This is a genomic window from Pseudomonas sp. S4_EA_1b, from assembly GCF_016307435.1.
In the GTDB taxonomy this organism is placed as follows: domain Bacteria; phylum Pseudomonadota; class Gammaproteobacteria; order Pseudomonadales; family Pseudomonadaceae; genus Aquipseudomonas; species Aquipseudomonas rhodesiae.
Genome location: NZ_JAEILC010000051.1, coordinates 82443 through 103558, shown reverse-complemented (window position 1 = coordinate 103558; position 21116 = coordinate 82443). Strand labels below are relative to the sequence as shown.

General features: G+C 60.1%; 21 protein-coding genes. 12 read left to right on the top strand and 9 right to left on the bottom strand.

Going from position 1 to position 21116, the window contains the following annotated elements; translation table 11 throughout:
- Window positions 1-172 precede the first annotated feature (172 nt).
- From petA to YA0848_RS18165, 5 genes are all read left to right on the top strand, one after another.
- Window positions 173-766: a ubiquinol-cytochrome c reductase iron-sulfur subunit gene (petA, locus tag YA0848_RS18185; RefSeq protein ID WP_034095877.1), complete on the top strand. Its 594-nt coding sequence runs from the start codon at window positions 173-175 to the stop codon at window positions 764-766.
- Window positions 766-1977, top strand: coding sequence for a cytochrome b (locus YA0848_RS18180; RefSeq protein WP_034136967.1), 1212 nt, complete (start codon window positions 766-768; stop codon window positions 1975-1977). The genes petA and YA0848_RS18180 overlap by 1 nt, the downstream gene beginning before the upstream one ends.
- Window positions 1977-2759, top strand: coding sequence for a cytochrome c1 (locus YA0848_RS18175; RefSeq protein ID WP_034111754.1), 783 nt, complete (start codon window positions 1977-1979; stop codon window positions 2757-2759). Before YA0848_RS18180 ends, YA0848_RS18175 begins: the two co-directional genes overlap by 1 nt.
- A gap of 146 nt (window positions 2760-2905) precedes the next feature.
- Window positions 2906-3523, top strand: coding sequence for a glutathione S-transferase N-terminal domain-containing protein (locus tag YA0848_RS18170; protein ID WP_034095880.1), 618 nt, complete (start codon window positions 2906-2908; stop codon window positions 3521-3523).
- A 17-nt stretch (window positions 3524-3540) separates the two neighbouring features.
- Complete coding sequence (locus YA0848_RS18165; protein WP_034111756.1) at window positions 3541-3960, top strand: ClpXP protease specificity-enhancing factor; 420 nt, start codon at window positions 3541-3543, stop codon at window positions 3958-3960.
- A 62-nt stretch (window positions 3961-4022) separates the two neighbouring features.
- Here the strand turns inward: YA0848_RS18165 and YA0848_RS18160 are convergent, their stop codons facing one another.
- Window positions 4023-4712 carry a glucan 1,4-alpha-maltotetraohydrolase domain-containing protein gene (locus YA0848_RS18160; protein ID WP_169902819.1) on the bottom strand — a complete coding sequence of 230 codons (690 nt, stop codon included), beginning with the start codon at window positions 4710-4712 and terminating at the stop codon, window positions 4023-4025.
- A 144-nt stretch (window positions 4713-4856) separates the two neighbouring features.
- Window positions 4857-5618 (bottom strand): alpha-amylase family glycosyl hydrolase, encoded by a 762-nt coding sequence (locus YA0848_RS18155; RefSeq protein ID WP_169867978.1) that lies wholly within the window; start codon window positions 5616-5618, stop codon window positions 4857-4859.
- Window positions 5619-5881: 263 nt separating this feature from the next.
- On the opposite strand from YA0848_RS18155, the gene YA0848_RS18150 reads away from it, so the two are divergent.
- A complete protein-coding gene (locus YA0848_RS18150) occupies window positions 5882-6631 on the top strand; it encodes a FadR/GntR family transcriptional regulator (RefSeq protein WP_034095883.1) in 750 nt (249 codons plus the stop codon).
- A 38-nt stretch (window positions 6632-6669) separates the two neighbouring features.
- Here the strand turns inward: YA0848_RS18150 and YA0848_RS18145 are convergent, their stop codons facing one another.
- The gene (locus YA0848_RS18145) at window positions 6670-7824 is read right to left on the bottom strand and encodes a phospholipase (protein WP_169902817.1); all 1155 of its coding nucleotides are present in this window, start codon (window positions 7822-7824) and stop codon (window positions 6670-6672) included.
- Window positions 7825-8058: 234 nt separating this feature from the next.
- Here YA0848_RS18145 and kdgD point away from each other — a divergent pair, with 234 nt between their 5' ends.
- The 5 genes from kdgD to YA0848_RS18120 all read left to right on the top strand — a co-directional run bounded on the left by kdgD (window position 8059) and on the right by YA0848_RS18120 (window position 14601).
- On the top strand, window positions 8059-8970 hold the full coding sequence (gene kdgD / locus YA0848_RS18140; RefSeq protein ID WP_034095885.1) for a 5-dehydro-4-deoxyglucarate dehydratase: 912 nt from the start codon (window positions 8059-8061) through the stop codon (window positions 8968-8970).
- Between the two features lie 54 nt (window positions 8971-9024).
- Window positions 9025-10470, top strand: a complete 1446-nt coding sequence (locus YA0848_RS18135; RefSeq protein WP_169902815.1) for an aldehyde dehydrogenase family protein — start codon at window positions 9025-9027, stop codon at window positions 10468-10470.
- Window positions 10471-10566: 96 nt separating this feature from the next.
- Complete coding sequence (locus tag YA0848_RS18130; RefSeq protein ID WP_034136973.1) at window positions 10567-11931, top strand: MFS transporter; 1365 nt, start codon at window positions 10567-10569, stop codon at window positions 11929-11931.
- A gap of 10 nt (window positions 11932-11941) precedes the next feature.
- Window positions 11942-13495: a galactarate dehydratase gene (garD, locus tag YA0848_RS18125; RefSeq protein WP_034111764.1), complete on the top strand. Its 1554-nt coding sequence runs from the start codon at window positions 11942-11944 to the stop codon at window positions 13493-13495.
- A gap of 164 nt (window positions 13496-13659) precedes the next feature.
- On the top strand, window positions 13660-14601 hold the full coding sequence (locus YA0848_RS18120; protein WP_034095889.1) for an AEC family transporter: 942 nt from the start codon (window positions 13660-13662) through the stop codon (window positions 14599-14601).
- Here the strand turns inward: YA0848_RS18120 and YA0848_RS18115 are convergent.
- The 6 genes from YA0848_RS18115 to gatC form a co-directional block, all read right to left on the bottom strand.
- Complete coding sequence (locus YA0848_RS18115) at window positions 14598-14978, bottom strand: carboxymuconolactone decarboxylase family protein (protein ID WP_034095890.1); 381 nt, start codon at window positions 14976-14978, stop codon at window positions 14598-14600. The genes YA0848_RS18120 and YA0848_RS18115 overlap by 4 nt on opposite strands.
- Window positions 14975-16021 carry a calcium/sodium antiporter gene (locus YA0848_RS18110; RefSeq protein ID WP_169902813.1) on the bottom strand — a complete coding sequence of 349 codons (1047 nt, stop codon included), beginning with the start codon at window positions 16019-16021 and terminating at the stop codon, window positions 14975-14977. The genes YA0848_RS18115 and YA0848_RS18110 overlap by 4 nt, the downstream gene beginning before the upstream one ends.
- A 67-nt stretch (window positions 16022-16088) precedes the next feature.
- Window positions 16089-16460: a septal ring lytic transglycosylase RlpA family protein gene (locus YA0848_RS18105; RefSeq protein WP_034095892.1), complete on the bottom strand. Its 372-nt coding sequence runs from the start codon at window positions 16458-16460 to the stop codon at window positions 16089-16091.
- A gap of 159 nt (window positions 16461-16619) precedes the next feature.
- Window positions 16620-18065 (bottom strand): Asp-tRNA(Asn)/Glu-tRNA(Gln) amidotransferase subunit GatB, encoded by a 1446-nt coding sequence (gene gatB, locus YA0848_RS18100; RefSeq protein WP_034095893.1) that lies wholly within the window; start codon window positions 18063-18065, stop codon window positions 16620-16622.
- 10 nt (window positions 18066-18075) lie between these two features.
- The gene (gatA, locus tag YA0848_RS18095; protein WP_034095894.1) at window positions 18076-19527 is read right to left on the bottom strand and encodes an Asp-tRNA(Asn)/Glu-tRNA(Gln) amidotransferase subunit GatA; all 1452 of its coding nucleotides are present in this window, start codon (window positions 19525-19527) and stop codon (window positions 18076-18078) included.
- 16 nt (window positions 19528-19543) lie between these two features.
- Window positions 19544-19831, bottom strand: coding sequence for an Asp-tRNA(Asn)/Glu-tRNA(Gln) amidotransferase subunit GatC (gene gatC, locus YA0848_RS18090; RefSeq protein WP_003171764.1), 288 nt, complete (start codon window positions 19829-19831; stop codon window positions 19544-19546).
- 210 nt (window positions 19832-20041) lie between these two features.
- Between gatC and mreB the strand changes: the two genes are divergently transcribed.
- Window positions 20042-21079, top strand: a complete 1038-nt coding sequence (gene mreB, locus YA0848_RS18085) for a rod shape-determining protein MreB (RefSeq protein ID WP_002555108.1) — start codon at window positions 20042-20044, stop codon at window positions 21077-21079.
- Window positions 21080-21116: the final 37 nt, after the last annotated feature.

The window sequence follows — 21116 nt, the reverse complement described above, 5'->3', positions numbered from 1 at the left end:
TGCCACATCCGTAGACCCCCTATACTACAAGGCCTGGAGCCGGAGCTCCGGGTAATTCCCTTGTCAGAGGTGGGGCTTTTCATTACCATTCGGCAAAATTTTTATAAGTTCAGATTTAATACTTAGTAGACGCCTGATTTAACAGGCCAAAAAGCTGATGGGAGAGGACTGAATGAGCAATGACGGCGTGAATGCAGGCCGGCGTCGCTTCTTGGTAGCAGCCACATCCGTGGTGGGTGCTGCAGGAGCGGTGGGGGCTGCGGTCCCGTTCGTGGGGTCATGGTTTCCCAGTGCCAAGGCGAAAGCCGCAGGTGCACCGGTGAAAGTGAATGTCAGCAAGATCGAGCCAGGCCAGCAGATGATTGCTGAGTGGCGCGGTCAGCCGGTATTCATTGTTCGTCGTACCGAGGAAATCCTGGGAAATCTGAAAAAGATCGAAGGTCAGCTGTCTGACCCGAAATCCGAGAAATCCGACCAACCCGCCTACGCCAAAAACGAAGCACGTTCGATCAAACCAGAGATTCTTCTGCTGGTCGGGCTGTGTACCCACTTAGGTTGCTCGCCTACCTTCCGCCCGGAAGTAGCCCCTGTCGATCTGGGCAAGGACTGGGTCGGCGGTTATTTCTGCCCGTGCCACGGTTCTCACTATGACCTCGCTGGCCGTGTCTACAAGTCTCAGCCTGCTCCATTGAACCTGCCCGTGCCACCGCATACCTACGAAACTGACGACCTTATTGTCATTGGCCTCGATAAGGAGAACGCGTGATGAGCAAGTTCATGGATTGGGTGGATGCGCGTTTCCCCGCCACTAAAATGTGGGAAGACCATCTCAGCAAGTACTACGCTCCAAAAAACTTCAACTTCTTCTATTTCTTCGGCTCCTTGGCGTTGCTGGTGCTGGTCAACCAGATTGTCACCGGCGTGTGGCTGACCATGAGCTACAACCCTTCGGCGGAAGAGGCATTCGCCTCCGTCGAATACATCATGCGCGACGTCGAGTACGGCTCGATCCTGCGGTTGTTGCACTCCACTGGCGCCTCGGCGTTCTTTATCGTGGTCTATCTGCATATGTTCCGTGGTCTGCTCTACGGTTCCTATCAGAAGCCGCGTGAACTGGTGTGGGTCTTCGGCATGCTGATCTACCTGGCGCTGATGGCCGAAGCCTTCATGGGTTACCTGCTGCCGTGGGGCCAAATGTCGTACTGGGGGGCCCAGGTGATCATCTCGCTGTTCGGCGCTATCCCCGTGATCGGCAATGACCTGACCCAGTGGATTCGGGGTGACTACCTGATCTCCGGCATCACTCTGAACCGCTTCTTCGCCCTGCATGTGGTGGCGTTGCCCATCGTGATCCTGGGATTGGTGGTGCTGCATATCCTCGCTCTGCACGAAGTGGGTTCGAACAACCCGGATGGCGTGGACATCAAAAAGCACAAGGACGAGAACGGCATCCCGCTGGATGGCATTCCCTTCCATCCGTACTACACCGTCAAAGACATTGTCGGCGTAGTGGTGTTCTTGTTCGTGTTCTGCTCGATCGTGTTCTTTTTCCCGGAGATGGGTGGCTATTTCCTCGAGAAGCCTAACTTCGAACAGGCCAATGCCTTCAAGACACCTGAGCACATCGCTCCCGTCTGGTACTTCACGCCGTTCTACGCGATCTTGCGGGCCATCCCAGACAAGCTTATGGGCGTGATCGCCATGGGCGCGGCCATCGCGGTGCTGTTCGTACTGCCCTGGCTCGACCGAAGCCCGGTCAAGTCCATGCGTTACAAGGGCTGGTTGAGCAAGATCTGGTTGTGGGTGTTCTGCATTGCTTTCGTGATCCTGGGCGTATTGGGCGTACTGGCGCCAACCCCGGGGCGGACGTTGCTGTCGCAGGTCTGCACCTTCCTGTACTTCGCCTACTTCATTCTGATGCCGTTCTATACCCGGCTAGAGAAGACCAAACCGGTTCCGGAAAGGGTGACTGGCTGATGAAAAAATTATTCGTTGCATTGATGCTTGCGGCACTGCCGCTGCTGTCCTTCGCTGCCGAACATGGCGGGCCGGAACTGGAAAAAGTCGATATTGACGTATCCGACAAAGCCGCCATGCAGGACGGTGCGCGTACGTTCGCCAACTACTGCATGGGTTGCCACAGCGCCAAATTCCAACGCTATGAGCGCGTTGCCGATGACCTGGGCATCCCTCATGAAATGATGCTGGAAAAGTTGGTCTTCACTGGCGCCAAGATCGGCGACCACATGAACATCGGCATGCAGCCGGCGGACGCCAAGGCCTGGTTCGGTGCTGCACCGCCTGATCTGACCCTGGTCGCTCGTGTGCGTGGCACCGATTGGCTGTACAACTATCTGAAGTCGTTCTACGAAGATCCGACGCGCCCCTGGGGTGTGAACAACAAAGTGTTCCCGAACGTCGGCATGCCTAACGTGCTGGTCGGCCTGCAGGGGCGCCAGGTGGTAGGATGCAAGCAGGTTCAGGTCGTTGAGAACGGTAAGAAGCAATATGATCCGTTGACCGGCACGCCTCTGACCCATGAGGCCTGCGATCAATTGACCATCGTGCCCAAGACTGGAGCACTGAATGAAGAGCAGTTCGACGAGAAGGTCAAGAACCTGGTGACCTTCCTGGCCTACTCGGCTAACCCGGTCAAACTGCAACACCAGCGTATCGGTACCTATGTATTGCTGTACCTGGCCTTCTTCTTCGTATTCGCCTATCTGCTCAAACGCGAATACTGGAAGGATGTGCATTGATCCAACCGTAAGCAATTGCTGTTAATCTTGCGCGCCCAGCGGCATCTCTGAACCGTAGCGACCTGGTCATCAGGTACTACAGAGATGCTCTCTGGGCGTGCTCGTTTTTGAGCTTTCGATAATTTCAACAAGCGAGGAGGACCGCCATGGGCGTGACCAATCGGTTGGCCTGTTACTCCGACCCCGCCGACCACTATTCCCACCGAGTACGCATCGTGCTCGCAGAGAAGGGTGTCAGCGCCGAGATCATCAGTGTGGAGGCAGGACGCCATCCACCGAAACTGATCGAAGTGAACCCTTACGGCAGCTTGCCCACCCTGGTCGATCGTGACCTGGCGTTGTGGGAGTCAACCGTGGTGATGGAATACTTGGATGAGCGTTACCCTCATCCGCCTCTGCTGCCGGTGTATCCGGTGGCGCGTGCCAACAGCCGGCTGCTGATCCATCGGATCCAGCGTGACTGGTGCGGGTTGGTGGATTTGATTTTGGATTCGCGTACAAAAGAGCCCGCTCGGGTACAGGCGCGTAAGGAATTGCGCGAAAGCCTGACCGGCGTTTCGCCGTTGTTCGCCGATAAACCTTTTTTCCTCAGCGAGGAACAAAGCTTGGTGGATTGCTGCCTATTACCCATACTCTGGCGCTTGCCGATTCTGGGCATTGAACTGCCTCGGCCTGCCAAGCCGTTGCTTGATTACATGGAGCGCCAGTTTGCGCGTGAGGCTTTCCAGGCGAGTCTGTCTGGTGTCGAACGCGATATGCGCTAAGGCTTAAGGAGCCGTTGATGAACTCCAGTCGACCCTACCTGGTCCGCGCGCTCTATGAGTGGATTGTGGACAACGATTGCACCCCGCACATGCTGGTCAATTCCGAATTTCCTGCGGTTCAGGTACCGCAGGGGTTTGCCAGTGATGGACAGATCGTGCTGAACATCTCGCCCAGTGCCGTGCGTCATCTGCACATGGACAACGAAGCGGTGAGCTTCGAAGGGCGTTTTGGCGGTGTGCCCCATACGCTGTATGTGCCGATTGGCGCCATTCTCGGGATTTATGCCCGTGAGAATGGGCAAGGCATGGTGTTTGATCTGGAGTCGCCCTTCGAGGATGACGAAACGATCGACAGCGAAGAGGGCGACGATATGCCGCCACCGGACACTGAGCCTCCGCGTCCCAGCGGTCGTCCTAGTCTGAAAGTGGTGAAGTGACAAAACGGCGTCGTTCGCACGTCGGTTGAAAAATGCCTCGGTCTTGCCGGGGCATTTTTTTGTCAAAAACTGCCTACGGCCTCGGTGCCGGCACCGGTGGTCAACGAGTTGTCGGGGTCCTTTTGCCAATAGGCTTGGTTGGCGTTGCTGAGGCTGCGGATCACACATTTCCATTTGATGGCTTGCTGGGTCGGCCATACCACGGCGCCGCTCCACCGCTGCGGCGCCGTGGGCTTCAGTGCGATGGCGTGGGCCGGATCCCAGGCGCCCAGTTCAACCGGCGAACCCACGGCGTACACTGCCTGCCCATTGCCAGGGTTTGCATTGTCGCAGTGTAGTGTCGTCGTGGTGTCTTCCGGTGCCGAGCGAGTTTGCCAGGCTCGAATACGCTCTGCGTCCGCGAACAGTGCCTGGGTAAAACCCTCCGGGATCATGCTGAGGTCCGCGTCCAGGGCGATCAATAAGCGCTGGCGACTGCCATTGATCGTAGCCACCAATCCTGAATAGTGGCTCTGAAAGCGGATGGGCGAGTCGGCTCGAATGCCAGCGTCCTTGCGCAGTTTGATCAGCGTGCGAATCAGATCGCCACGGCCCCGGTCGTACATGTCGGGCCAATACACCGCGGGTATGCCGGGGCTCAGCAGAATGTAAGCGTAGGCGATGTTGCGCTTGTCTTCGGGCACAGGCCAGTGGTGCTGCCCGCCGTATTGTCCCGGAGAATAGCCGGTGTCGTGGTTGTCGACGAACGTCACCGCGATCTGCCGCCAGGCTGGGTCCGGGTTGCCATTGAGCCCGTGCCGCCATTCGGCGAGGCTGCCATTTTGCAGGCGCTCCTTGAGCGCGAAATCGAAGACTGCGCAACGCGATCTGTCCGACCAGTCCTTGAGAATGTCCTGTCAACTGGCTTTATTGCGCCAGTCGCTGGCGGGAAACTCGCCAGGGCTTTTCCACAGTTCGCCAACGCAGAACGCTTGGTCGCCAAAATCTTTCATCCACAGGTTGACCCGCTCCGGCGTATAGCCGCGCACAAAATCGAAGCGCAAGCCCTTGGCGCCGTAGTTATCCCGCAGGTTCCTGAACTCCTGCATCATGCGTGACGAAACCTCCGGACTGCTGGTGTTGAGGTCGGCCTTGCCGCTATCAAACGGGTCGCCTTCGTCGCAGCTTGACGCAGGGGTGGGGGGGATGCAGTCAGTGCGCCACAGCTTGAGGCGCCGAAGAAAGCGCACCTGGGTGCCGGGGAGGTTGTCGTTCATATGGTTAGGCACTACGTCGTACACCGCTTGCACGCCAGCACTCGATAAGGCGTCAACCGCTTGTTTGAGCTGGGGTTCGCTGCCGTAATTGCTGTTTTTGTCAAAGTCGTGCCAGAAGTAACCCTCCCCGCCGCCGGAAGTCCCTGAGTTCGCGTCGACCCAGCTGGATTTATCGACCCAGGTGGGAGGCAACCAGATTTTGGTGAAGCCATCGCGCCCGATGGTGGGGGCCATTTGTGTCAGTATTTCGTACCACGTTTGCGGGGTCGTGCGACTGGAGTTCCAGTGGAACCCCTGCAATATGACGTCCTCGCCCCCGCCGTTGCGTACGCCCGGGGCAGCCAGAACGACGCAGGTCAGCAGCCAGCTTATGGCTGCGCATAACAAACTAAGGCGTTTCATGGGCGCTCACCTGGGTGTCGGAACAGGCTTGACTCTGCGACGGTCTGGTGAGGTTGTCTGCTGTCATATCTGACAGGGGCAGGAGAACGTTTCGCACTTATTGCCGCGGCTGAAGTAACCGGTGGGTCTATCCGAACAAGGGTAGGTACGGCGGCGATATGTACTACGCGCGCGAAAGCCGATGAAAGTGCAGCGCGAGCGGTGATCATACAACCGTCATGGGCTATGATGCCCCTTCAGTTCACCGACAAAGATGACCCCACATGGAAAACGCCAACACCGCCCCTCGTCTTCCCCGCAAGCGCCGCAGCCTTGCTCAGGAATTGGTCACGGTGTTATCCGAGCAAATCCGCGATGGTCAGCTCAAGCGTGGCGATAAGCTGCCCACCGAGTCGGCGATCATGGAAGCTCATGGGGTTAGTCGCACGGTGGTGCGTGAAGCCATCTCACGTTTGCAGGCCGCAGGCCAGGTAGAGACCCGGCACGGCATCGGCACTTTCGTGCTGGATACACCAAGCCCCAGCGGCTTTCGTATCGACCCCGCCACCGTGGTGACCTTGCGCGATGTGTTGGCGATTCTGGAGCTGCGGATCAGCCTGGAAGTGGAGTCGGCCGGCCTCGCCGCGTTGCGTCGCAGCGATGAGCAATTGGCGGCCATGCGCGCGGCACTCGACGCGCTGAACGAAAGCGCCGCGCACGCGGGGGATGCGGTTGCTTCAGACTTCGCGTTCCATCTGGAAATCGCATTGTCCACCGGCAACCGTTACTTCACTGACATCATGACCCACCTGGGTACCAGCATCATTCCTCGAACCCGCCTGAACTCCGCACGCTTGGCCCATGATGACCAACAGCATTACATGGACCGCCTGAGCCGCGAGCACGAAGAAATCTACGAAGCGATTGCCCGCCAGGATTCGGACGCGGCGCGCGCGGCCATGCGTTTGCACCTGACCAACAGTCGCGAGCGGCTGCGCCATGCCCATGAAGAGGCGCAGGCGCAGCGCGGGTGAGTCTCAGGGTTTGATCATCGACGGGGCAACGGTTGTGATCAGACCGGTGTATTGGGTTTGTAGTCCTTGAGCAACAAGTACGTACTCCATCCCCACCAATCATTCGTCCACTGCTTGTCGTTCAAGTCATTTACGTCCTTGCGCCGCAGCACCTTGTCGCCCTCCCTCTTGAACAACGGCGAAAAGTTGTTTGCCGGGTTTTGAGCGGCATTCAGGTCCGGCACGTACAGCGGCGCCTTAAAGGTGGCCGGGGAGGGCGCGGTGCCGCTGAGGAAAGTGTCGAAGATTTCGTCCGCCGAGGCTTGCACCGCGCGTTTGACTTGGGTCCGATTGGCCGCATCGGTGCTGTCGAAGTAGCGTTTATCCCCGTAGGCATGCCATTCGTCACCCATGGCATTGCGCACCTTGAGCCCGAATTTACTGTCTTCGTCGTGCATGAAACGGCTGATCAGCGAGCCGAGTTCTCCGGGGGTAACCACGGCGGCCAGTTGCTTGCGTGGCACGCGCAGGTGGCCGGCGGAAAACAGATCGGTCAAAAAATGATCGGCAAAACTGTTCATGGCATAGGCCAGTTCCAGCGCCGGGTCGGTGCCGGTCTGATGAGCTACCACTGCCTGTTGCAGGGCTGCGGTATGCCCGGCGAGGTAGGCCGACAGCGCCCACTCGCCGAAGTGGTCGGCGTTGTCCGCCGCCAGTTTCAAGTAACGTCCCAGCGGAATCAGCGCCGACACCGCGCTGCCGCCACCGGTGATGCGGTTCCACTCCTCGGACAAGCTATCGCCCAAGGCGTCGTACGCCTCATGAGGCTGTTTGCCTTCCTTGATTGCCTGGTTGACCGCGTTGATCTCCTTTTGCATCACCGCAAGGATGTTGCGTGCTTCTTCCCGTGACGCCGGCAACACGGCCAGGGAATTGAACGCGGCCGTGAAGCGTTGCACACGCTCGGCGGGGGAGGCGCCATCGCTGATCGGTTGGCCGGGGATGCCATAGAAGTCGCCGCCCAGGGCGATCACTTGGCCGTAAGTCAGCGCCAGCCCGTTGGGCAGATGCAGCTCAACTTCTCGCGCAGGTATCGGCGCGGCGTCTTTGGCGAAGCGCAGCAGCGTATCGTCGCCAATTGCCGTGTGTTCGCCGCCTTCGAAGCGTAGGGTCGGTGGTTTTTTTTCGGGTAATGCGAGTTCAAGACCTGACATGTTAGCTCCTTGCTAAGTCGTAGGAATCTTCCTTGATTGCTGTATGTATATACAGCTACGGCGAGCATAGAGCATAAATTTCTTACGTCAAGAATGCGTGTTTCAACACTCTTTGCTGGGAGGTTGATGAATTGCAGTTGACGAATACTTTTATAGTTGTACGATGACGTACGACATCACCAAAACCAACAACAAACCTTTCGACAGAAAGTCTTTACCCAGGGTGTTCGAATAATGAATCCACAAGAACTGAAGTCCATCCTTTCCCACGGTCTGCTGTCTTTCCCCGTGACCGATTTCAACGCGCAGGGTGATTTCCACCAGGCGGGTTACATCAAGCGCCTGGAGTGGCTGGCCCCGTACGGCGCCACCGCCTTGTTCGCCGCCGGCGGCACCGGTGAGTTTTTCTCCCTGGCCGCCAGCGAATATTCTCAAGTGGTAAAGACTGCTGTTGATACCTGCGCCACCAGCGTGCCGATCCTCGCCGGTGTCGGCGGTTCGACGCGTCAGGCTATCGAATATGCTCAGGAAGCCGAGCGTCTGGGGGCCAAGGGCCTGTTGCTGCTGCCGCACTACCTCACCGAAGCCAGCCAGGATGGGGTTGCCGCCCACGTTGAGGCTGTGTGCAAATCGGTCAAGATTGGCGTGGTGGTCTACAACCGCAACGTCTGCCGTCTGACTGCGCCGCTGTTGGAGCGCCTGGCTGAGCGCTGCCCGAACCTCATCGGCTACAAGGACGGCCTGGGTGACATCGAACTGATGGTATCGATCCGCCGTCGCCTCGGTGATCGTTTCAGCTACCTGGGCGGCCTGCCGACCGCAGAAGTTTACGCCGCTGCCTACAAGGCTTTGGGCGTACCGGTGTACTCCTCGGCGGTGTTCAACTTCATCCCGAAAACCGCGATGGACTTCTACCACGCGATTGCCAAGGATGATCACGCCACCGTCAGCAAGATCATCGACAACTTCTTCCTGCCTTACCTGGACATCCGCAACCGCAAGGCCGGTTATGCCGTGAGCATCGTCAAGGCCGGCGCAAAAATCGCCGGTTATGACGCCGGCCCAGTGCGCACACCGCTGACCGACCTGCTGCCGGAAGAGTACGAAGCCCTCGCCGCGCTGATCGATAAGCAAGGCCCGCAATAAGACATTTACAAGGCCGCTGAGCAATCAGCGGCCTTTTGCGTCAGGAGAAGATTCGTGTCCCAAGCCAAACGTTTTGAAAACTACATCAATGGCCAGTGGGTGGCCGGTGCGGACTATTGCACCAATATCAACCCGTCGGAGTTGTCCGATGTCATCGGCGAATACGCCAAGGCCGATGTCGCTCAAGTCAACGCCGCCATCGACGCCGCACGCGCCGCGTTCCCGGTCTGGTCCACCTCGGGCATTCAGGCCCGTCACGATGCGCTGGATAAAGTCGGCAGCGAAATCCTCGCCCGCCGCGAAGAACTCGGCACCCTGCTGGCCCGTGAAGAGGGCAAGACACTGCCCGAAGCCATCGGTGAAGTGACTCGCGCCGGCAATATCTTCAAATTCTTTGCTGGCGAATGCCTGCGCTTGTCCGGCGACTACGTGCCGTCGGTGCGTCCTGGCGTCAACGTCGAAGTTACCCGCGAAGCCCTTGGTGTGGTTGGCTTGATCACCCCGTGGAACTTCCCGATTGCCATCCCCGCATGGAAAATCGCCCCGGCCCTGGCGTACGGCAACTGCGTGGTAATCAAACCCGCCGAGCTGGTGCCGGGTTGCGCCTGGGCCCTCGCGGAAATCATCTCCCGCGCCGGTTTCCCGGACGGTGTGTTCAACCTGGTAATGGGCAGCGGCCGTGTGGTCGGTGATGTGCTGGTCAACAGTCCGAAAGTCGATGGCATCAGCTTCACCGGTTCCGTCGGCGTCGGCCGTCAGATCGCCGTCAGCTGTGTGTCGCGCCAGGCCAAAGTGCAGTTGGAAATGGGCGGCAAGAACCCGCAGATCATTCTCGACGACGCCGACCTCAAACAGGCGGTCGAGCTGGCGGTACAGAGCGCGTTCTACTCCACTGGGCAACGTTGCACGGCGTCCAGCCGTTTGATCGTGACCGCCGGCATCCACGACCAGTTTGTCGCGGCCATGGCCGAGCGCATGAAGTCGATCAAGGTCGGCCATGCCCTCAAGAGCGGCACCGATATCGGCCCCGTCGTGTCCCAGGCCCAACTGGATCAGGACATGAAATACATCGACATCGGCCAAAGCGAAGGCGCGCGGTTGGTCAGCGGTGGCAGCCTGGTGACGTGCGACACCGAGGGTTACTTCCTCGCGCCGACTTTGTTCGCCGACAGCGAAGCGGCCATGCGCATCAGCCGTGAAGAAATCTTCGGGCCGGTGGCCAACGTGGTGCGCGTGGCGGACTACGAGGCAGCCCTGGCCATGGCCAACGACACCGAGTTCGGCTTGTCGGCCGGTATCGCCACCACGTCGCTGAAGTACGCCAATCACTTCAAGCGCCACTCCCAGGCCGGGATGGTGATGGTCAACCTGCCGACCGCCGGCGTGGATTATCACGTTCCGTTCGGTGGGCGTAAGGGCTCATCCTATGGTTCGCGTGAGCAGGGTCGCTATGCGCAAGAGTTCTACACCGTGGTGAAAACCAGCTACATCGGTTCGTAAGACGCAATACCCCGTGGGGCCGGACGCCTGCCGGTCCCACGATCAAAACAGAAAACCATTACCCGCAAAAAAAATAATTAGTGGGAGTACTTCTACATGCAAGCGACCAAGCCGACCCACGTCCGCTATTTGATCCTGCTCATGCTCTTTGTGGTGACCACGATCAACTACGCCGACCGGGCCACCATCGCCATCGCGGGCTCCAGCCTGCAAAAAGACCTCGGCATCGACGCGGTCACTCTCGGTTACATCTTCTCCGCATTCGGTTGGGCCTATGTGGCCGGGCAAATTCCCGGTGGCTGGCTGCTGGACCGGTTCGGCTCGAAAAAAGTCTATGCCCTGAGCATCTTCACCTGGTCCCTGTTCACCGTGCTGCAAGGCTATGTGGGTGAGTTCGGTGTTTCCACCGCCGTGGTCGCGCTGTTTATGCTGCGCTTCCTGGTGGGCCTGGCCGAGGCACCTTCCTTCCCGGGTAACGCACGCATCGTCGCGGCCTGGTTCCCGACCGCTGAACGGGGCACCGCCTCGGCGATATTTAACTCGGCGCAGTACTTCGCCACGGTGCTGTTCGCGCCCCTGATGGGTTGGATCGTCTACCGCTTCGGCTGGCAGCACGTGTTTATCGTGATGGGCGTGATCGGCATCGTGTTCTCGCTGATCTGGCTGAAAGTGATCCACAGCCCCCGCCAGCACCCAATGATCAACGAGGCCGAGCTCAATCACATCGCCGCCAATGGCGCGATGGTCGATATGGATCAGGACAAGGCCAAGGGTAAGAAAACCGACGGGCCGAAGTGGGATTACATCCGTCAGTTGCTCACCAACCGCATGATGCTCGGGGTGTACCTGGGCCAGTACTGCATCAACGGCATCACCTACTTCTTCCTGACCTGGTTCCCGGTGTATCTGGTGCAGGACCGTGGCATGACCATCCTCAAGGCCGGTTTCATCGCCTCGTTGCCGGCGATCTGCGGCTTTATCGGCGGCGTGCTCGGCGGGGTGATTTCCGATTACCTGCTGCGCAAAGGCCACTCGCTGACCTTCGCCCGCAAGGCGCCGATCATCGCCGGCCTGCTGGTGTCCAGCAGCATCATTGCGTGCAACTACGTGGATGTGGAGTGGATGGTGGTGGGCTTCATGGCCTTGGCCTTCTTCGGCAAGGGCGTTGGAGCACTGGGCTGGGCGGTGGTGTCCGACACTTCGCCGAAACAAATCGCCGGCCTCAGTGGTGGCTTGTTCAACACCTTCGGTAACCTGGCGTCGATCACCACACCGATTGTCATCGGCTACATCATCAGCACCACCGGTTCTTTCAAATGGGCTCTGGTGTTTGTCGGCGCCAACGCGCTGGTGGCGGTGTTCAGCTACCTGGTGATCGTCGGTCCGATCAAGCGCGTGGTGCTCAAAGAGCCACCCGCCCAGGGGCCTGAAGTGACCCACCTTACCCAAGCGCATTCCTGAGGTTCGTGTAATGCAGTTGATTGAACATGCCGACTCGCCGCGCTCGATTCGTTTGCACGAGCGCGACAACGTAGTGATCGTGGTCAACGACCAGGGCGTACCGGCCGGGACCGAGTTCCCGGACGGCCTGGTGACCGTAGACTTCATCCCCCAGAGCCACAAAGTGACCCTGGAAGATATTCCCGAGGGCGGTCAGATTATTCGTTACGGCCAGACCATCGGGTATGCCTTGGCGCCGATTCCGCGTGGCAGTTGGGTCCAGGAAGATCAACTGCGCATGCCCACCGCGCCACCGCTGGATAGCCTGCCGCTGTCTACCGAAGTGCCCGAGGGCCAGGCGCCGCTGGAGGGCTATACGTTCGAGGGCTACCGCAATGCCGACGGCACCGTCGGCACGCGCAATATCCTGGGCATCACCACCACGGTGCAGTGCGTGACCGGCGTGCTGGACCACGCGGTCAAGCGCATCAAGGAAGAGTTGCTGCCAAAGTACCCCAATGTCGATGACGTGGTGGCGCTGACTCACAGCTACGGCTGCGGGGTGGCGATCACCGCGACGGATGCCTACATCCCGATCCGTACCGTGCGCAACCTGGCGCGCAACCCGAACCTGGGGGGCGAAGCCCTGGTGATCAGCCTGGGCTGTGAGAAATTGCAGGCCGGCCAGGTGATGCACGACAACGACAGTTCCGTCGACTTGAGCGAGCCGTGGCTGTATCGGCTGCAGGACTCCAGCCACGGTTTCACCGAGATGATCGAGCAGATCATGGAACTGGCCGAAGTGCGCTTGAAGAAGCTCGACCAGCGCCGCCGGGAAACCGTGCCGGCGTCCGAGTTGATCCTGGGCATGCAGTGCGGCGGCAGCGATGCGTTTTCCGGTATCACCGCCAACCCGGCCCTGGGCTACGCCTCGGACTTGTTGCTGCGGGCCGGCGCGACGGTGATGTTTTCCGAAGTCACCGAAGTGCGTGATGCCATCTACCTGTTGACCTCTCGCGCACAGACGAAGGAAGTGGCCGAAGAGTTGGTTAGAGAAATGGACTGGTACGACCGTTACCTGGCCAAAGGCGAGGCAGATCGCAGTGCCAACACCACGCCGGGCAACAAGAAAGGCGGGTTGTCGAACATTGTCGAGAAGTCGTTGGGCTCCATCGTCAAGTCCGGCAGCAGCGCAATCAACGGCGTGCTCGGCCCTGGCGAGCGCTTCAAGGGCAAGGGCCTGATCTTCTGCGCCACTCCAGCCAGCGACTTCGTGTGCGGCACGTTGCAACTGGCCGCGGGGATGAACCTGCATGTGTTCACCACCGGTCGTGGTACGCCTTATGGGCTGGCGATGGCGCCGGTGGTTAAGGTCTCGACGCGTACGGAGCTGGCGCAACGCTGGCCGGACCTCATCGACATCGACGCCGGGCGTATCGCCACTGGTCGCGCAAGCATCGAGGAGCTGGGCTGGGAGTTGTTTCACTTTTACCTGGACGTGGCCAGCGGCAAGAAGAAAACGTGGGCCGAGCATCATAAGCTGCACAACGACATCACGTTGTTTAACCCGGCGCCGATTACCTGAGACCGAGGCGACTGCATCGGGGGCAAGCCCCCCCCCACATTTGAAGGTATTCACAATTCAAACTGTGGGAGGGGGCTTGCCCCCGATAGCGGTCTAACAGGCACCCCTGAGCTGTATGGCTTATCATTAGCCACCTAACGACGCTCACCAAGGTTCTCCCCGGCATGCTGGCTATCTTCCTCACCACCCTCACGATCACCGCGCCGGTGTTTGCCATGCTGTTTCTGGGAGTGCTGCTCAAGCGCATCAACTGGATCAACGACAACTTTATCCACACTGCATCGTCCCTGGTGTTCAACGTCACCATGCCGGCGCTGTTGTTCCTTGGCATCCTGCATGCCGACCTGCACTCGGCGCTCAAGCCGGGCCTGCTGATCTACTTTTGCGTCGCCACGCTGGTGAGCTTTGCCCTGGCTTGGGGGTGGGCGATCTTTCGTTGCCCCAAGGAAGATCGCGGCATCTACGCTCAAGGCGCGTTTCGCGGTAATAACGGCGTGATCGGCCTGGCACTGGCGGCGAGCATGTATGGCGACTACGGCATCTCCCTCGGCGCAATCCTCGCGGCGTTGGTGATCCTGTTTTACAACACGCTGTCGACCATCGTGCTGGCGGTGTACAGCCCAGTGATCAAGTCCGACCCGTGGAGCATCTTCAAAAGCGTGGTCGCCAACCCGCTGATCATCAGCGTGATCACGGCTGCGCCGTTCGCTTACTTTCAGATCGGTTTACCGGGTTGGCTGGAAAAGTCCGCGCAGTACCTGGCGGACACCACCTTGCCACTGGCCTTGATCTGCATCGGCGGCACCTTGTCCCTGGCGGCGCTGCGCAAGAGTGGCAGCATGGCGTTGAGCGCGAGCCTGATGAAAATGATCTGGCTGCCGCTGCTCGCCACGCTCGGCGCCTGGCTGCTGGGCTTTCGTGGGGCGGAACTGGGGATTCTGTTCTTGTACTTCGGTGCGCCGACCGCAGCTGCCAGCTTTGTGATGGCCCGGGCGGCCGAGGGCAATCATGAGCTGGCGGCGGCGATTATCGTGATCACCACGCTGATGGCGGCGGTGACCACGAATATCGGTATTTTCGTGTTGCAGGCCGGGGGCTGGATCTAGGCGTCTTTCTGGTAGCTGTCGATCACTTCCTGCGCCGCTCGAAACGCATCGATGGCGGCCGGCACCCCCGCGTACACCGCGCAGTGCAGCAGGGCCTCGCGGATCTCTTCTACGCTACAACCATTGTTCAACGCACCGCGGACGTGGCCTTTGAGTTCTTGCGGGCACTTGAGCGCGGTCAGGGCGGCGAGGGTGATTAGGCTGCGTGTCTTGAGGGGCAAACCGTCGCGGTTCCACACGGCGCCCCAGGCGTGCTCGTTAACGAAGTCTTGCAGCGGCTGGGTGAAGTCCGTGGCGTTGCCCAGTGCGCGGTCGACAAACGCGTCGCCCATCACCTGGCGACGCATCTCAACTCCAGGTGTTTTCTGCTCGGTCATGACGATTCCCTCTTGTGTTGGCGGCGCCAGGCTCGCAGCGTGCTGAACAACAGAAAAGCCACCAGCACTGGCAGGATGTAATACACCATCAAGTGTTCAAGTTTGTTGGCCAGGGGCATACCGGTGGTGAACGACATCACATGCAGCCCATACGCCAGGTACAAGCCCAGCAGCACCAAACCTTCGGCACGGGTCACGCGGTAGCCGGTATAGAACACCGGCAGGCACAGCACCACTACGCCGAGCATCACCGGCAAATCGAAAACCAACGCGTTGGGCGAGACCGACAGCGGCGACGGCGCCAGCACGGCTGTCAGGCCCAGCACACCCAGCAGATTGAACAGATTGCTGCCGATCACGTTGCCCACGGCGATTTCCCGCTGCCCACGCAGGGCGGCGATCAGGGAAGTGGCCATACACGGCAGCGAAGTGCCGACGCCGATCAGCGTCAGACCGATGATGCGTTCCGACAGGCCCAGGTCGCTCGCCACATCCACCGCCGCACCGAGCAACACGTGCCCGGCCAGCACCAGCACCAGCAAACCGCCGAACATCAGCAGCACGCTGCTCAGCCACGGTGCCTGGGCCACGGTGTCGAGGGTGCGCGGCCGCCGTGAGTGGCGGGTCTGGTAGTGCAGCACACCGAGGTAGGCGATCAGCGCCACCAGCAGCAGCGCGCCATCGACCGGCGTGAGTTCCTCGTTGGCGGCCAGGGTAAATACCAGCAGCCCGGCGAGGATCATCACCGGAATATCCAGGCGTACCAGTTGTCGCGAAACGCGCAGCGGGATGATCAGCGCAGAAAGGCCCAGGGTCACCAGGATGTTGAAGATGCTGCTGCCGATCACACTGCCCACGGCAATGTCGGTATTGCCGGCCAAGGTGGCTTGCAGGCTGACCGTCATCTGCGGTGCGCTGCTGCCGAAGGCGACGATCGTCAGGCCGATGATCAATGGCCGCACCTTGAGGCTGGCGGCCAGGCGCACCGCGGCGCGTACCAGAACTTCGGCGCCGACGATCAGCAGCAACAGGCCACTGATCAATTCCAGCAGGCTCCAGGGGGATAGGGCGGTTAATCCGAAAATGGCCAGGGCTCCTTTGCGTTGTGGTTCAGTTGCTCAGGGCCTGCACGCGAACCCGTGCGGTGCCGCTGCTCAGCATGCCCAGTTGCTCGGCTGCCTTGCGTGAGAGGTCGATCAGTCGCCCACGGGTATGCGGGCCGCGATCATTGATGCGCACCACCACGGAGCGGTCGTTGTTCAGGTTGGTCACCTTGACCTGGGTGCCGAAAGGCAGTTGCCGATGGGCGGCGGTCAGGGCGTTCTGGTTGAAGGGTTCACCGCTGGCGGTCTTCTTGCCGTGGTGTCTGGCGCCGTAATAGGAAGCGGTGCCAGTTTCGTCGTAGCCGTTGGGGTCGATGATGCCGCTGGCGCAACCGCCTAAAAGAGAGAACAGGGCCAGGAGGCCGAGTAGACGCTTCATTTCCACGTTACCCCATTACAAATGTGGGAGGGGGCTTGCCCCCCGATAGCTGAGTGTCAGCCGCCACTGGGTTGACTGAATCACCGCTATCGGGGGCAAGCCCCCTCCCACAGGAAGTCCGAGTTAAGCGTGAAGTCTCACTCGAACCATTCATCGTTGTCAGCCTTCGAGCTTGCTTTTGAGCAGTTCGTTCACCTGTTGCGGGTTGGCCTTGCCCTTGGAGGCTTTCATGGCCTGGCCGACAAAGAAGCCGAACATCTTGCCGCGCTTGGCTTCGTCCGCCGCACGGTACTGCTCGACCTGCTCGGCATTGGCCGCCAGCATTTCATCGAGAACGGCCGAGATGGCGCCGCTGTCGGTGACTTGCTTGAGGCCGCGCTTTTCGATGATCTCATCGGCACTGCCTTCGCCGCTGGCCATGGCTTCGAACACGGTCTTGGCGATTTTGCCGGAGATGGTGTTGTCCTTGATGCGCAGCAGCATGCCGCCCAGTTGCTCGGCGGTGACCGGTGCTTCGTCGATTTCCAGGCCCTGCTTGTTCAACAGGCTGCCCAGCTCGACCATCACCCAGTTGGCCGCCAGTTTGGCGTCGCCGGCAATGCTCACGACTTTTTCGAAGTAGTTCGCTTGCTCGCGGCTGGAGGCCAGCACGCTGGCGTCATAGACCGACAGGCCGAACTGCGCCTGGAAGCGCTCGCGTTTTTGCTGCGGCAATTCCGGCAGGGTGGCGCGGATGTCATTGAGGAACGAGTCCTCCAGCACCACCGGCAACAGGTCCGGGTCGGGGAAGTAACGGTAGTCGTTGGCTTCCTCTTTGCTGCGCATGGCGCGGGTTTCGTCTTTGTTCGGGTCGTACAGACGCGTCTGCTGGATGACCTTGCCGCCGTCTTCGATCAGTTCGATCTGACGACGCACTTCGCTGTTGATCGCTTTCTCGATGAAGCGGAACGAGTTGACGTTCTTGATCTCGCAGCGGGTGCCGAACTCGACCTGGCCCTTTGGCCGAATCGACACGTTGCAGTCGCAACGCAGCGAGCCTTCGGCCATGTTGCCGTCGCAGATGCCCAGGTAGCGCACCAGGGCGTGGATGGTCTTGACGTAGGCCACGGCTTCCTTGGCGCTGCGCATGTCCGGCTCGGAGACGATTTCCAGCAGCGGCGTACCGGCGCGGTTCAGGTCGATACCAGTGGCGCCGGGGAATTCCTCGTGCAGGCTTTTGCCGGCGTCTTCCTCAAGGTGCGCGCGGGTCACGCCGACACGTTTGATGGTGCCGTCTTCCAGCGGGATATCCAGGTGGCCCTTGCCGACGATCGGCAACTCCATCTGGCTGATCTGGTAGCCCTTGGGCAGGTCCGGGTAGAAGTAGTTCTTGCGCGCAAATACGTTGTGCTGGCCGATTTCGGCGTCAATCGCCAGGCCGAACATCACTGCCATGCGCACCGCTTCTTCGTTCAGCACCGGCAACACGCCGGGCATGCCCAGGTCCACCAGGCTGGCCTGGGTGTTGGGCTCGGCACCGAAAGTGGTGGCGCTACCGGAGAAAATCTTCGATTGGGTGGCGAGCTGGGTATGAATCTCCAGCCCGATCACGACTTCCCATTGCATAGTGTTCTCCTCAGAAGCCGGTAGGGGTGCGAGTGTGCCAGTCAGTCTGCAACTGGTACTGGTGCGCCACATTGAGCAGGCGGCCTTCCTGGAAATACGGGGCGAGCAATTGCACGCCTACCGGCAGACCGTCGACGAAACCGGCCGGCATGGACAAGCCTGGCAAGCCCGCGAGGTTGGCGGTGATGGTGTAGAGGTCTTCCAGGTACTCGGCGATCGGGTCGCCGGTCTTGGCGCCGATCTTCCAGGCCGGGTTCGGCGTGGTCGGGCCGAGGATCACGTCGACTTCTTCGAAGGCGGCCATGAAGTCGTTCTTGATCAAACGACGGATTTTCTGCGCCTTGAGGTAGTACGCGTCGTAGTAGCCGGCCGACAGGGCATAGGCGCCGACCATGATGCGGCGCTGCACTTCGGCACCGAAGCCTTCGCCACGGGAGCGTTTGTACAGGTCGGTCAGATCCTTTGGGTTCTCGCAGCGATAGCCGAAGCGCACGCCGTCGAAACGCGACAGGTTGGAGGAGGCTTCCGCGGGCGCGATCACATAGTAGGCAGGAATGGCGTGCTGGTTGTTCGGCAGGCTGATTTCCTTGATCACGGCGCCGAGTTTTTCCAGCTCCTTGATGCTGTTGTTTACCAGCTCGGCGATGCGCGGGTCGAGGCCGGCGCTGAAGTATTCCTTCGGCACGCCGATGCGCAGGCCCTTGATCGAAGTGTTGAGGCTGGCGCTGTAGTCCGGCACCGGTTCATTGATGCTGGTGGAGTCCTGCGGGTCGAAGCCGGCCATGCCTTGCAGCAACAGCGCACAGTCTTCGGCGGTGCGTGCCAGCGGGCCGCCCTGATCGAGGCTGGAGGCGTAAGCGATCATGCCCCAGCGGGAAACGCGACCGTAGGTGGGCTTCAAACCGGTGAGGTTGGTGAACGCCGCCGGCTGGCGAATCGAGCCACCGGTGTCGGTGGCGGTGGCGGCCGGCAGGAAACGTGCGGCAACGGCGGCTGCCGAACCGCCGGAGGAGCCGCCCGGCACATGTTCCAGGTTCCACGGGTTTTTTACCGCGCCGAAGTAACTGGACTCGTTGGCCGACCCCATGGCGAATTCGTCCATGTTGGTCTTGCCCAGGGTCACGGCTCCGGCTGTCGCCAGCTTGGACACCACGGTGGCGTCATAAGGCGCCTTGAAGTTGTCGAGCATCTTCGAGCCGCAGCTGGTGCGAATGCCCTGGGTGCAGAACAGGTCTTTGTGGGCGATCGGGGCGCCCAGCAGTACGCCGGTCTCACCGCTGGCGCGACGGGTGTCGGCGGCCTTGGCCTGGCTCAGGGCCAGTTCTTCGGTGAGGCTGATGAAGCTGTTGACCTTGGGGTCCAGCTCGGCGATACGCGCCAGCAGGGTCTTGGTCAGCTCTTCGGAGGAAAACTTTTTATCGGCGAGACCGCGGGCGATCTCGGCCAGAGTCATGTGATGCATGAAAGGCTCTTTCCCTTTAGTCGATGACTTTCGGAACCAGGTACAGGCCGTTTTCGACCGCTGGCGCGATGGACTGGTAGGCCTCGCGATTATTGCGCTCGGTCACCACGTCTGCGCGCAGGCGCTGGCTGGCTTCCAGCGGGTGAGCCAGGGGCTCGATGCCGTCGGTGTTTACGGCCTGCATTTGGTCAACCAGCCCGAGAATGCTGTTCAGGGCTGCGGTGGTCTGTGGAAGATCGGCTTCATTCAGGCCAAGCGAGGCCAGATGAGCGATTTTTTCCACGTCGGAGCGTTCAAGCGCCATGGGAATCTCCTGTGGAAAACAGAACGGAGGCTGTCCGTGTGTTAGATTGTCGGAACACTACCGCATTTCTACGGTCTTACGGCCGCGATTGTGGGGGTTGGTGCATAGAAAGTCGGCCAATTTAGCACATTGGCGCCTTGCCCAAAATCCCTGTCGTTGTTAGAGTTTGCCGCACTTTTTTACCCACGCGTTGCCTAGGGTCCCTTTCCCATGTTCAAGAAACTGCGTGGCATGTTTTCCAGCGATCTTTCCATTGACCTGGGCACTGCCAACACCCTTATTTACGTGCGCGAGCGCGGTATCGTTCTGAATGAGCCATCGGTTGTGGCCATTCGGACCCATGGTAATCAGAAAAGTGTCGTTGCCGTCGGCACCGAGGCCAAGCGCATGCTCGGCCGGACACCCGGCAATATTGCCGCCATTCGTCCGATGAAGGACGGCGTGATCGCCGACTTCAGTGTCTGCGAAAAGATGCTGCAGTACTTCATCAACAAAGTTCACGAAAACAGTTTTTTGCAGCCCAGCCCTCGTGTGCTGATCTGTGTGCCTTGCAAGTCCACCCAGGTGGAGCGTCGTGCCATCCGTGAATCGGCCCTCGGCGCCGGTGCCCGCGAAGTGTTCCTGATCGAAGAGCCTATGGCTGCCGCCATCGGTGCCGGCCTGCCGGTTGAGGAAGCGCGCGGTTCGATGGTGGTGGATATCGGTGGTGGTACTACCGAAATCGCCCTGATTTCCCTGAACGGTGTGGTGTATGCCGAATCCGTCCGCGTGGGCGGCGACCGTTTCGACGAAGCGATCATCACTTATGTGCGTCGTAACTACGGCAGCCTGATCGGCGAATCCACCGCCGAGCGCATCAAGCAGGAAATCGGTACGGCCTACCCGGGCGGCGAAGTGCGTGAAGTCGACGTTCGCGGTCGCAACCTGGCCGAAGGTGTTCCTCGTGCCTTCACCCTGAACTCCAATGAAGTGCTGGAAGCTCTGCAAGAGTCCCTGGCAACCATCGTTCAGGCGGTGAAAAGCGCCCTGGAGCAATCGCCGCCGGAATTGGCGTCCGATATCGCCGAGCGCGGCCTGGTCCTGACGGGTGGTGGCGCTTTGCTGCGCGACCTCGACAAGTTGCTGGCCCAGGAAACCGGCCTGCCGGTGATCGTTGCCGAAGACCCGCTGACCTGCGTTGCCCGGGGCGGTGGTCGTGCACTGGAAATGATGGATAAACACACCATGGACCTGCTCTCCAGCGAATAAGACATTGCTGGTTTGCCCATGCGTCGCCCGCAGGCAG

Coding starts and splice junctions, on each gene's coding strand:
- petA (WP_034095877.1), top strand. CDS start 173: ATGAGCAATGACGGCGTGAATGCAGGCCGGCGTCGCTTCTTGGTAGCA.
- YA0848_RS18180 (WP_034136967.1), top strand. CDS start 766: ATGAGCAAGTTCATGGATTGGGTGGATGCGCGTTTCCCCGCCACTAAA.
- YA0848_RS18175 (WP_034111754.1), top strand. CDS start 1,977: ATGAAAAAATTATTCGTTGCATTGATGCTTGCGGCACTGCCGCTGCTG.
- YA0848_RS18170 (WP_034095880.1), top strand. CDS start 2,906: ATGGGCGTGACCAATCGGTTGGCCTGTTACTCCGACCCCGCCGACCAC.
- YA0848_RS18165 (WP_034111756.1), top strand. CDS start 3,541: ATGAACTCCAGTCGACCCTACCTGGTCCGCGCGCTCTATGAGTGGATT.
- YA0848_RS18155 (WP_169867978.1), bottom strand. CDS start 5,618: ATGAAACGCCTTAGTTTGTTATGCGCAGCCATAAGCTGGCTGCTGACC.
- YA0848_RS18150 (WP_034095883.1), top strand. CDS start 5,882: ATGGAAAACGCCAACACCGCCCCTCGTCTTCCCCGCAAGCGCCGCAGC.
- YA0848_RS18145 (WP_169902817.1), bottom strand. CDS start 7,824: ATGTCAGGTCTTGAACTCGCATTACCCGAAAAAAAACCACCGACCCTA.
- kdgD (WP_034095885.1), top strand. CDS start 8,059: ATGAATCCACAAGAACTGAAGTCCATCCTTTCCCACGGTCTGCTGTCT.
- YA0848_RS18130 (WP_034136973.1), top strand. CDS start 10,567: ATGCAAGCGACCAAGCCGACCCACGTCCGCTATTTGATCCTGCTCATG.
- garD (WP_034111764.1), top strand. CDS start 11,942: ATGCAGTTGATTGAACATGCCGACTCGCCGCGCTCGATTCGTTTGCAC.
- YA0848_RS18120 (WP_034095889.1), top strand. CDS start 13,660: ATGCTGGCTATCTTCCTCACCACCCTCACGATCACCGCGCCGGTGTTT.
- YA0848_RS18115 (WP_034095890.1), bottom strand. CDS start 14,978: ATGACCGAGCAGAAAACACCTGGAGTTGAGATGCGTCGCCAGGTGATG.
- YA0848_RS18105 (WP_034095892.1), bottom strand. CDS start 16,460: ATGAAGCGTCTACTCGGCCTCCTGGCCCTGTTCTCTCTTTTAGGCGGT.
- gatB (WP_034095893.1), bottom strand. CDS start 18,065: ATGCAATGGGAAGTCGTGATCGGGCTGGAGATTCATACCCAGCTCGCC.
- gatA (WP_034095894.1), bottom strand. CDS start 19,527: ATGCATCACATGACTCTGGCCGAGATCGCCCGCGGTCTCGCCGATAAA.
- gatC (WP_003171764.1), bottom strand. CDS start 19,831: ATGGCGCTTGAACGCTCCGACGTGGAAAAAATCGCTCATCTGGCCTCG.
- mreB (WP_002555108.1), top strand. CDS start 20,042: ATGTTCAAGAAACTGCGTGGCATGTTTTCCAGCGATCTTTCCATTGAC.